Annotated in this window: 20 protein-coding genes; all 20 read right to left on the reverse strand. The window is 45.9% G+C overall.

Going from position 1 to position 9595, the window contains the following annotated elements; genetic code table 11:
- Window positions 1-34 precede the first annotated feature (34 nt).
- On the reverse strand, window positions 35-1369 hold the full coding sequence (gene secY, locus C1S73_RS09145) for a preprotein translocase subunit SecY (RefSeq protein WP_005435093.1): 1335 nt from the start codon (window positions 1367-1369) through the stop codon (window positions 35-37).
- A 20-nt stretch (window positions 1370-1389) separates the two neighbouring features.
- Window positions 1390-1824, reverse strand: coding sequence for a 50S ribosomal protein L15 (gene rplO, locus C1S73_RS09150; protein WP_038864902.1), 435 nt, complete (start codon window positions 1822-1824; stop codon window positions 1390-1392).
- A gap of 6 nt (window positions 1825-1830) precedes the next feature.
- Window positions 1831-2007 carry a 50S ribosomal protein L30 gene (gene rpmD, locus C1S73_RS09155; RefSeq protein WP_000201159.1) on the reverse strand — a complete coding sequence of 59 codons (177 nt, stop codon included), beginning with the start codon at window positions 2005-2007 and terminating at the stop codon, window positions 1831-1833.
- A 7-nt stretch (window positions 2008-2014) separates the two neighbouring features.
- Window positions 2015-2518 (reverse strand): 30S ribosomal protein S5, encoded by a 504-nt coding sequence (rpsE, locus tag C1S73_RS09160; protein WP_005435090.1) that lies wholly within the window; start codon window positions 2516-2518, stop codon window positions 2015-2017.
- A gap of 14 nt (window positions 2519-2532) precedes the next feature.
- Window positions 2533-2886 carry a 50S ribosomal protein L18 gene (gene rplR, locus C1S73_RS09165; RefSeq protein ID WP_005435088.1) on the reverse strand — a complete coding sequence of 118 codons (354 nt, stop codon included), beginning with the start codon at window positions 2884-2886 and terminating at the stop codon, window positions 2533-2535.
- Window positions 2887-2895: 9 nt separating this feature from the next.
- Window positions 2896-3429, reverse strand: coding sequence for a 50S ribosomal protein L6 (rplF, locus tag C1S73_RS09170; RefSeq protein ID WP_038864901.1), 534 nt, complete (start codon window positions 3427-3429; stop codon window positions 2896-2898).
- Window positions 3430-3441: 12 nt separating this feature from the next.
- A complete protein-coding gene (gene rpsH / locus C1S73_RS09175) occupies window positions 3442-3834 on the reverse strand; it encodes a 30S ribosomal protein S8 (protein WP_005450567.1) in 393 nt (130 codons plus the stop codon).
- A gap of 29 nt (window positions 3835-3863) precedes the next feature.
- Window positions 3864-4169 (reverse strand): 30S ribosomal protein S14, encoded by a 306-nt coding sequence (gene rpsN, locus C1S73_RS09180; RefSeq protein WP_004410442.1) that lies wholly within the window; start codon window positions 4167-4169, stop codon window positions 3864-3866.
- A 17-nt stretch (window positions 4170-4186) separates the two neighbouring features.
- Window positions 4187-4726, reverse strand: coding sequence for a 50S ribosomal protein L5 (gene rplE, locus C1S73_RS09185; RefSeq protein ID WP_005528536.1), 540 nt, complete (start codon window positions 4724-4726; stop codon window positions 4187-4189).
- Window positions 4727-4749: 23 nt separating this feature from the next.
- Complete coding sequence (gene rplX / locus C1S73_RS09190; protein WP_005435084.1) at window positions 4750-5067, reverse strand: 50S ribosomal protein L24; 318 nt, start codon at window positions 5065-5067, stop codon at window positions 4750-4752.
- 13 nt (window positions 5068-5080) lie between these two features.
- Window positions 5081-5452 (reverse strand): 50S ribosomal protein L14, encoded by a 372-nt coding sequence (gene rplN / locus C1S73_RS09195; RefSeq protein ID WP_005489425.1) that lies wholly within the window; start codon window positions 5450-5452, stop codon window positions 5081-5083.
- A gap of 162 nt (window positions 5453-5614) precedes the next feature.
- Window positions 5615-5869: a 30S ribosomal protein S17 gene (rpsQ, locus tag C1S73_RS09200; RefSeq protein ID WP_038864900.1), complete on the reverse strand. Its 255-nt coding sequence runs from the start codon at window positions 5867-5869 to the stop codon at window positions 5615-5617.
- Entirely contained in the window at window positions 5869-6060 is a 192-nt protein-coding gene (gene rpmC, locus C1S73_RS09205; protein WP_004410456.1) for a 50S ribosomal protein L29, read from the reverse strand. The genes rpsQ and rpmC overlap by 1 nt, the downstream gene beginning before the upstream one ends.
- Window positions 6060-6470 carry a 50S ribosomal protein L16 gene (rplP, locus tag C1S73_RS09210; protein ID WP_005379577.1) on the reverse strand — a complete coding sequence of 137 codons (411 nt, stop codon included), beginning with the start codon at window positions 6468-6470 and terminating at the stop codon, window positions 6060-6062. The genes rpmC and rplP overlap by 1 nt, the downstream gene beginning before the upstream one ends.
- A gap of 11 nt (window positions 6471-6481) precedes the next feature.
- Window positions 6482-7180 (reverse strand): 30S ribosomal protein S3, encoded by a 699-nt coding sequence (gene rpsC / locus C1S73_RS09215; RefSeq protein ID WP_038864899.1) that lies wholly within the window; start codon window positions 7178-7180, stop codon window positions 6482-6484.
- An 18-nt stretch (window positions 7181-7198) separates the two neighbouring features.
- Window positions 7199-7531, reverse strand: a complete 333-nt coding sequence (gene rplV / locus C1S73_RS09220; RefSeq protein WP_005528535.1) for a 50S ribosomal protein L22 — start codon at window positions 7529-7531, stop codon at window positions 7199-7201.
- 10 nt (window positions 7532-7541) lie between these two features.
- Complete coding sequence (gene rpsS, locus C1S73_RS09225) at window positions 7542-7820, reverse strand: 30S ribosomal protein S19 (protein ID WP_005435078.1); 279 nt, start codon at window positions 7818-7820, stop codon at window positions 7542-7544.
- Window positions 7821-7841: 21 nt separating this feature from the next.
- The gene (gene rplB / locus C1S73_RS09230) at window positions 7842-8666 is read right to left on the reverse strand and encodes a 50S ribosomal protein L2 (RefSeq protein ID WP_005435076.1); all 825 of its coding nucleotides are present in this window, start codon (window positions 8664-8666) and stop codon (window positions 7842-7844) included.
- A 15-nt stretch (window positions 8667-8681) separates the two neighbouring features.
- Complete coding sequence (gene rplW, locus C1S73_RS09235; protein WP_004398471.1) at window positions 8682-8984, reverse strand: 50S ribosomal protein L23; 303 nt, start codon at window positions 8982-8984, stop codon at window positions 8682-8684.
- A complete protein-coding gene (gene rplD / locus C1S73_RS09240; RefSeq protein ID WP_006878388.1) occupies window positions 8981-9583 on the reverse strand; it encodes a 50S ribosomal protein L4 in 603 nt (200 codons plus the stop codon). The genes rplW and rplD overlap by 4 nt, the downstream gene beginning before the upstream one ends.
- Window positions 9584-9595: the final 12 nt, after the last annotated feature.

Genomic DNA, 9595 nt, shown 5'->3' on the forward strand with positions numbered 1-9595 from the left:
AACTCCGTAATTGAAACTGAGTCTACCGTCGCTATTAACGACCGTAGCCTTTCAGATTCGCTTTCTTCAACACAGAATCATACTGTTGAGACATCAGATGAGTCTGTACCTGTGCCATAAAGTCCATGATAACAACGACTACGATAAGTAGTGATGTACCGCCGAAGTAGAAACGTACGTTCCACGCGACCATCATGAACTCGGGAATCAGACAGATAAAGGTAATGTACAGTGCGCCCGCTAGGGTTAAACGTGTCATTACTTTATCGATGTACTTCGCTGTCTGCTCACCTGGGCGGATACCGGGTACGAATGCACCGGACTTCTTCAAGTTATCCGCTGTTTCACGCGGGTTGAAAACCAACGCCGTGTAAAAGAAACAGAAGAAGATAATCGCTGCTGCATAAAGCATTACATACAGAGGCTGACCTGGGCTAAGAGCCAAAGACACGTCAGTTAACCAACCGAACGCGCTGCTCTCACCGTTCTGACCAAACCACTGAGCCAGTGTTCCTGGGAACAGGATAATGCTTGATGCGAAAATCGCTGGAATAACACCTGCCATATTAATTTTAAGTGGCAGATGCGAGCTCTGTGCAGCAAATACTTTACGACCTTGTTGACGCTTAGCGTAGTTAACGACGATTCGGCGTTGACCACGTTCCATGAAAACAACGAAGTAAATTACTGCGAAAGCTAATACCGCGATTAACAGTAGAAGAAGTACATGCAATTCACCTTGACGCGCTTGCTCGATTGTTTGACCGATTGCAGAAGGCAATCCAGCAACAATACCTGCAAAAATCAGAATGGAAATACCATTACCGATTCCTCGCTCTGTAATTTGTTCACCTAACCACATTAGGAACATGGTACCGGTTACTAAACTTACGGTAGCAATTAGCGTAAACATGGTTTGGTTCATTACAACCAGATTGTCGACCATGTTTGGTAAGCCAGTTGCAATACCAATAGCTTGGAATGTTGCAAGTACAAGCGTGCCGTAGCGTGTATATTGGCTGATCTTACGACGGCCTGCTTCACCCTCTTTCTTGAGTTCCGCTAACGCTGGATGAACTACAGTTAGCAATTGGACAACAATAGATGCCGAAATATACGGCATGATGCCCAATGCTAATATAGATGCACGCTCAAGTGCACCACCGGAGAACATGTTAAACATTTCTACGATGGTACCTTTTTGCTGTTCGAACAAATCGGCAAGTACAGCAGCGTCAATACCAGGAATCGGCACAAATGAGCCGGCTCGGAATACTAAAAGTGCACCAATTACGAATAACAAGCGCGACTTTAGTTCACTTAAGCCGCTCTGAGCACTACGAAAATCTTGTCCTGGTTTCTTAGCCATCTGTACCTCGTTCCTCGAGATTATTCCTCGATTTTACCGCCTGCAGCTTCGATTGCAGCTTTAGCGCCTTTAGTCACGCGTAGACCTTTAACAGTCACAGCTTTGCTTAGGTCACCAGAAAGAACGATCTTAACGAATTCGATGTTCTTAGTGATAACGTTAGCAGCTTTTAGGCTGTTAAGATCAACTACGTCACCTGTTACTTTCGCTAGCTCAGCTAGACGAACTTCAGCAGACACTAGGCTCTTGCGAGAAGTGAAACCGAATTTAGGTAGACGTTGTTTTAGAGGCATTTGACCGCCTTCAAAACCTGGACGAACAGAGCCGCCAGAACGTGACTTTTGACCTTTGTGACCACGGCCACCAGTTTTACCTAGGCCAGAACCGATACCACGACCTACACGCTTCGGAGAAGTTTTCGAGCCAGCAGCCGGTGATAGAGTATTCAAACGCATTTCTGATTACTCCTCAACTTTAACCATGTAGTAAACCTTGTTGATCATACCGCGCACGCACGGAGTATCTTCAAGTTCTACTGTGTGGTTGATTTTACGAAGGCCTAGACCGCGCAAAGTAGCTTTGTGCTTTGGCAGGCGACCAATTGAGCTTTTAGTTTGAGTTACTTTAATAGTTGCCATGGTGTTCTTACTCCGAAATAGCTTCAACAGTTAGACCACGTTTAGCAGCAACCATTTCTGGCGACTTCATGCTACCTAGTGCATCGATCGTTGCACGAACGATGTTGATAGGGTTCGTAGAACCGTATGCTTTAGATAGTACGTTGTGTACACCAGCAACTTCTAGTACTGCACGCATCGCACCACCTGCGATAACACCAGTACCTTCAGCAGCAGGCTGCATGTAAACTTTAGAGCCCGAATGGCGACCTTTCACTGGGTGGTGAAGAGTGCCTTCGTTTAGCGCGATAGTAGTCATGTTACGACGCGCTTTTTCCATTGCTTTTTGAATCGCTGCAGGTACTTCACGAGCTTTGCCGTAACCGAAACCTACACGACCGTTACCGTCACCAACTACTGTTAGTGCAGTGAAGCTCATGATTCGACCGCCTTTAACCGTTTTAGAAACACGGTTAACTGCGATTAATTTTTCTTGCAAATCATTCGCTTGAACTTGTTGTTCTTTAGCCATCTTCCAACCCTACCTTAGAATTTCAGACCAGCTTCGCGAGCAGATTCTGCTAGCGCCGCTACTCGACCGTGGTATTGGAAACCAGAACGATCAAATGCAACTGCAGTTACGCCTTTTTCAAGAGCGCGCTCAGCAACAGCTTTACCTACTGCTTTAGCTGCATCAACGTTACCAGTGTATTTCACTTGCTCACGGATCGCTTTTTCTACAGTAGAAGCTGCTGCGATAACCTCAGAGCCATTAGCCGCGATAACCTGTGCGTACACGTGACGAGGAGTACGGTGTACAACTAGGCGAGTCGCACCCAGTTCTGCAATCTTACGACGTGCGCGTGTAGCACGACGGATGCGAGATGCTTTCTTATCCATAGTGTTACCTTACTTCTTCTTAGCTTCTTTAGTACGCACATTTTCATCTGCGTAACGAACACCTTTACCTTTGTAAGGCTCAGGTTGACGGTAAGAACGAATGTCAGCCGCAACTTGACCAACTAGTTGCTTATCACAACCAGTAATGATGATTTCAGTTTGGCTTGGACATTCAGCTTTAATACCCGCTGGCAACTCGTGCTCAACTGGGTGAGAGAAGCCTAGTGTTAGACCTACAGCGTTGCCTTTAATAGCAGCACGGTAACCAACACCTTTAAGAGTTAGCTTCTTAGTAAAGCCTTCAGTAACACCAACAACCATGTTGTTAACTAGAGCGCGAGCTGTACCAGCTTGTGCCCATGCGTTAGCAAAACCTTCTTTAGGACCGAAAGTTAGGTTGTTTTCTTCCTGAGCAACAACAACTGCATTGTTAACAACGCGTGTTAGTTCGCCCTTCGCACCTTTTACAGTGATTTCTTGGCCGTTTAGTTTCACCTCTACGCCAGCTGGAATAGCGACAGGTGCCTTAGCAACACGAGACATATTCTACTCCTATTAAGCTACGTAGCAGATGATTTCACCACCAAGACCTGCTTTACGTGCAGCGCGGTCTGACATAAGACCCTTGGAAGTTGAAACGATAGCAATACCAAGACCACCCATTACAGAAGGAAGTTGATCTTTCTTCTTGTAAACACGTAGACCTGGACGAGAAACACGTTTAAGTTGCTCGATTACTGGTTTTGCTTGGAAGTACTTAAGTGTAACTTCTAGCTCAGGTTTTGCTTCGCCTTCAACAGCGAAGTCAACGATGTAACCTTCAGCTTTTAGTAGTGCAGCAATTGCAACTTTAAGCTTTGAAGAAGGCATTTTAACAGCAACTTTGTTTGCTGCCTGACCGTTACGAACGCGGGTCAGCATATCCGAAATCGGATCTTGCATGCTCATATGATTTACTCCAAATGATTAAGTGGCAATTACCAGCTAGCCTTACGAAGACCCGGAATCTCGCCTTTCATGCAAGCTTCACGAACCTTAATACGGCTTAGACCGAACTTACGTAGGTAACCGTGTGGACGACCAGTTTGGTTACAACGGTTGCGCTGACGTGATGCACTTGAATCACGTGGAAGAGATTGCAGTGTAAGAACCGCATTCCAACGATCTTCTTCAGATGCGTTTACATCGCTGATGATAGCTTTTAGCGCTGCACGCTTTTCAGCGAACTTAGCTACTAGCTTCGCACGTTTTGCTTCACGTGCTTTCATTGAATTTTTAGCCATAACAGTAACCCTTCACCTTACTTACGGAATGGGAAGTTAAAGGCAGCCAGCAGAGCACGGCCTTCCTCATCAGTACCAGCAGACGTCGTAATAGTGATGTCTAGACCGCGTACTCGATCAACTTTATCAAAGTCGATTTCCGGGAAGATGATTTGCTCGCGAACGCCCATGCTGTAGTTACCGCGACCGTCAAAAGACTTAGCGCTAACACCACGGAAGTCACGTACACGTGGAAGTGCGATAGAGATTAAACGCTCTAAAAATTCCCACATACGTTCGCCACGCAAGGTTACTTTACAACCGATAGGGTAGCCTTCACGGATTTTGAAACCTGCAACAGATTTACGAGCTTTAGTGATAAGTGGCTTTTGACCAGAGATCGTTGCCATATCAGCAGCTGCGTTTTCTAGCAGTTTCTTATCGTTGATTGCTTCACCAACACCCATGTTTAGGGTGATTTTCTCGATTCTAGGGACTTGCATGACGCTTGTGTAGCTAAACTGTTTGGTCAGTTCAGCGACTACAGACGACTTGTAGTAATCATGCAGTTTCGCCATAGTAGAACTCCAAATTACTTCTATTAGTTAGAAACGATTTCGTTGTTAGATTTAAAGAAACGAACTTTCTTACCATCTTCAAAACGGAAACCGATACGGTCAGCTTTACCAGTAGCTGCGTTAAAGATCGCCACGTTAGAAACATCGATAGCTGCTTCTTGCTCTACGATACCGCCTTGGATACCTAGTGCAGGAACAGGTTTCTGGTGTTTCTTAACAAGGTTGATACCTTCAACGATAACTTTACCAGTTGCTAGGACCTTAGTTACTTTACCTTTCTTGCCTTTGTCTTTACCAGCAAGAACGATTACTTCGTCATTACGACGGATTTTAGCTGCCATTTCTACGTGCTCCTTACAGAACTTCTGGAGCCAGTGAAACGATCTTCATGAACTTATCGCCACGAAGTTCGCGTGTCACAGGACCAAAGATACGTGTACCGATTGGTTGCTCAGTAGTGTTATTCAACAGTACGCAAGCATTTCGGTCGAAGCGAATGACAGAACCGTCAGGACGACGTACGCCTTTACGGGTGCGCACTACAACCGCCTTCATAACGTCACCTTTCTTTACTTTACCGCGAGGAATTGCTTCCTTAACAGTAACTTTGATGACGTCACCGATATGTGCATAACGGCGGTGTGAGCCACCCAGAACCTTAATACACATTACGCTGCGTGCGCCTGAGTTATCAGCTGCGTCCAGCATACTTTGCATTTGGATCATGTTAGTGCTCCGCTAAATATTAATAACTAGACCCATCACGGGTCGGGCTGCCTCTTAAAAGAGACGCGGATTGTACCACCCTTTTTTGTGATTGGGTAGTCAAAAAATAAACGGCCCCAAAAATTTTTTGGAGCCGCTTTCCTACCTATAGAATAGTGAAGATTACATCTTCGCCTTTTCTAGGACTTTTACCAATGTCCAAGACTTAGTCTTAGACAGTGGACGACACTCTGCGATTTCAACTTTGTCGCCTAGGCCACAAGTGTTGTTTTCGTCATGTGCGTGTACTTTAGTCGTACGCTTTACGTATTTACCGTAAATTGGGTGTTTCACCATGCGTTCGATAGCAACAACGATAGACTTGTCCATCTTGTCGCTAACTACACGACCTTGTTGAGTACGTTTTACTTCGCTCATTATGCGCCTGCCTTCTCAGTCAAAACAGTTTTCACACGTGCGATATCACGGCGTACAGCTTTCAGAGTATGAGTTTGCTGTAGCTGACCAGTTGCAGCTTGCATGCGCAAGTTGAACTGTTCGCGTAGCAAATTCAATAGCTCAGCGTTAAGCTCTTCAACGCTTTTCTCGCGTAGATCTTGTGCTTTCATCACATCACCTGCTTAGTTACAAATGTAGTTTTGAATGGCAGTTTACGAGCCGCTAGGCGGAACGCTTCACGCGCCAATTCTTCAGGTACACCACCCATTTCGTACATAACCTTACCAGGTTGGATTTGGGCTACCCAGTACTCAACGTTACCTTTACCCTTACCTTGACGAACTTCAAGTGGTTTTTCTGTGATTGGTTTGTCTGGGAACACACGGATCCAGATTTTACCTTGACGCTTAACGTGACGTGTCATTGCACGACGTGCCGCTTCGATTTGACGAGCAGTTAGACGACCACGGCCAACAGCTTTAAGACCGAATTCGCCGAAGCTTACATCAGTACCTTTAGCTAGACCACGGTTACGACCTGTCTGAACCTTACGGAACTTAGTACGTTTAGGTTGTAGCATCTGTCGACTCCTTACTTACGGCCTTTACGCTGCTTCTTAGGCTTATCGCCTTTAGGCTCTACAGCGTTAGCTGCTGGCATACCACCTAGAATCTCACCTTTGAAGATCCAAGTTTTAATGCCGATCACACCGTATTGAGTGTGAGCCGAAGAAGTTGCGTAATCAATGTCTGCACGTAGAGTGTGTAGAGGCACACGACCTTCACGGTACCACTCAGAACGTGCGATTTCAGCGCCGCCTAGACGACCGCTTACTTCCACTTTGATGCCTTTAGCACCTAGACGCATTGCGTTTTGTACCGCGCGCTTCATAGCACGACGGAACATAACACGACGCTCTAGTTGAGACGCGATGCTATCGCCAACAAGTTGTGCATCAAGTTCAGGTTTACGTACTTCAGCGATATTAATTTGCGCTGGTACACCTGCAATTTTTGCTACAGCTGTGCGTAGTTTCTCAACGTCTTCACCTTTCTTACCGATTACAACGCCTGGACGAGCAGTGTGAATAGTCACACGGATGCTCTTAGCAGGACGCTCGATAACGATGCGTGAAAGAGATGCTTTTTGTAGTTCCTTAGTAAGGAACTGACGTACCTTGAAGTCGCCGTCTAGGTTGTCAGCGAAATCTTTGGTGTTAGCAAACCATGTAGCATTCCAAGGCTTAACGATGCCAAGACGAATACCATTAGGATGTACTTTTTGACCCATTGCTTACTCTCCTAGTCTCTAGCGATCTGCTACAACAACAGTGATGTGGCTTGAACGCTTCAAGATACGATCCGCACGACCTTTAGCACGAGGCATAATACGCTTCATGGTTGGGCCTTCATCTACAAAGATTTTTGCGACATTCAGATCGTCAATATCTGCACCTTCGTTGTGCTCCGCGTTAGCGATAGCAGACTCTAGAACTTTCTTAACTAGAACAGCAGCTTTTTTGTTGCTGAAAGTTAGGATTTCTAGAGCTTGGTCAACAGATTTACCACGAATTAGATCCGCAACTAAGCGAGCTTTCTGAGGCGAAATGCGAGCAAAGTTATGTTTAGCAATAGCTTCCATCATTTACTCCTTAACGCTTCTTAGCTTTCTTATCCGCAGCGTGACCGCGGTAAGTACGTGTTGGTGCGAATTCACCCAGTTTGTGACCGATCATTTCTTCAGTTACAAATACTGGTACGTGCTGACGACCATTATGGACAGCGATGGTCAAACCGATCATCGTAGGGATGATCATTGAACGACGGGACCAAGTCTTAATAGGCTTTTTGTCTCCGCTTTCCACCGCTTTCTCTACCTTCTTCAGCAAGTGTAGGTCAATAAAAGGACCTTTCTTGAGAGAACGTGGCATGGCGATTCCTCTTTATATAGATTACTTGTTACGACGACGTACGATGTACTTGTCAGTGCGTTTGTTCTTACGAGTCTTGAAGCCTTTAGTTGGCATACCCCAAGGAGATACTGGATGACGGCCACCAGAAGTACGACCTTCACCACCACCGTGTGGGTGATCAACCGGGTTCATTACTACACCACGTACGGTTGGACGTACGCCGCGCCAGCGTGAAGCACCAGCTTTACCAAGTTCACGTAGCATGTGCTCAGAGTTACCAACTTCACCGATTGTTGCACGGCCTTCAGAAAGAACTTTGCGCATTTCGCCAGAACGTAGACGGATAGTTACGTACGCACCGTCGCGAGCAACGATTTGAGCGTAAGCACCAGCCGAACGAGCTAGCTGACCACCTTTACCAGGTTTTAGTTCAACGTTGTGTACAGTTGAACCTACTGGGATGTTACGCATTGGAAGAGTGTTACCAGCTTTAATCGGTGCATCAACACCAGATTGGATAACATCACCCGCGTTAACACCTTTAGGTGCTAGGATGTAGCGACGCTCACCGTCTTTGTAAAGAACTAGAGCAATGTTTGCGCTACGGTTTGGATCGTATTCTAGACGCTCAACTTTCGCTGGGATGCCATCTTTAGTACGTTTGAAGTCAACTACACGGTAGTGGTGCTTGTGACCACCGCCGATGTGACGTACTGTGATACGACCGTTGTTGTTACGACCACCGTTCTTAGAGTTTTTCTCTAGAAGAGGTGCGTATGGCTTGCCCTTGTGTAGGTCAGCGTTAACAACTTTAACAACGTGACGACGACCAGGGGAAGTCGGCTTACATTTAACAATAGCCATTCTTAACTACTCCTGTTATTCCGCGCCGCCAACAAAGTCAAGATCTTGACCTTCTTTCAAAGTAACGTACGCTTTCTTAACGTCGCTGCGGCGACCTTGGCGTAGACCTTGACGTTTGGTCTTACCCTTAGTGATAAGAGTATTTACAGACTTAACTTCAACTTCAAAAAGCTTTTCTACAGCTGCTTTGATCTCTTTTTTAGTTGCATCTTTAGCTACTTTGAAAACGATAGTGTTCGCTTTCTCAGCTGCCATAGTTGCTTTTTCAGAGATGTGCGGAGCACGTAGAACTTTTAGGATACGCTCTTCAGTGATCATGCTAGCATCTCCTCAACTTGTTTAACTGCGTCAGCAGTCATTACAACTTTGTCGAACGCGATTAGTGAAACTGGATCGATACCAGCAACATCACGTGCGTCAACTTTGTATAGGTTACGAGCCGCTAGGAATAGATTCTCATCTACTTCGCTAGTCACGATTAGAGCGTCAGTTAGCTCAAGCTCTTTAAGCTTAGCAACTAGCTCTTTAGTCTTTGGCGCTTCAACTGAGAAGTTATCAACAACGATTAGACGCTCTTGACGAACTAGCTCAGAAAGAATGCTCTTCATAGCACCGCGGTACATTTTTTTGTTTACTTTTTGGCTGTGATCTTGTGGTTTCGCAGCAAAAGTAACACCACCTGTACGCCAGATTGGGCTACGGATTGTACCAGCACGCGCACGGCCAGTACCTTTTTGACGCCATGGCTTAGCGCCACCGCCAGAAACTTCTGAACGTGTTTTTTGAGCACGAGTACCTTGACGAGCACCTGCTGCAAACGCAACAACTACTTGGTGTACAAGAGCTTCGTTAAACTCACGTCCGAAAGTAGTTTCGGAAACAGTTAGTGCATCAGCACCTTTAACCATTAGTTCCATTACTTACTCCTG

It is taken from the genome of Vibrio jasicida 090810c, assembly GCF_002887615.1.
GTDB classification, from domain to species: Bacteria; Pseudomonadota; Gammaproteobacteria; order Enterobacterales; family Vibrionaceae; genus Vibrio; species Vibrio jasicida.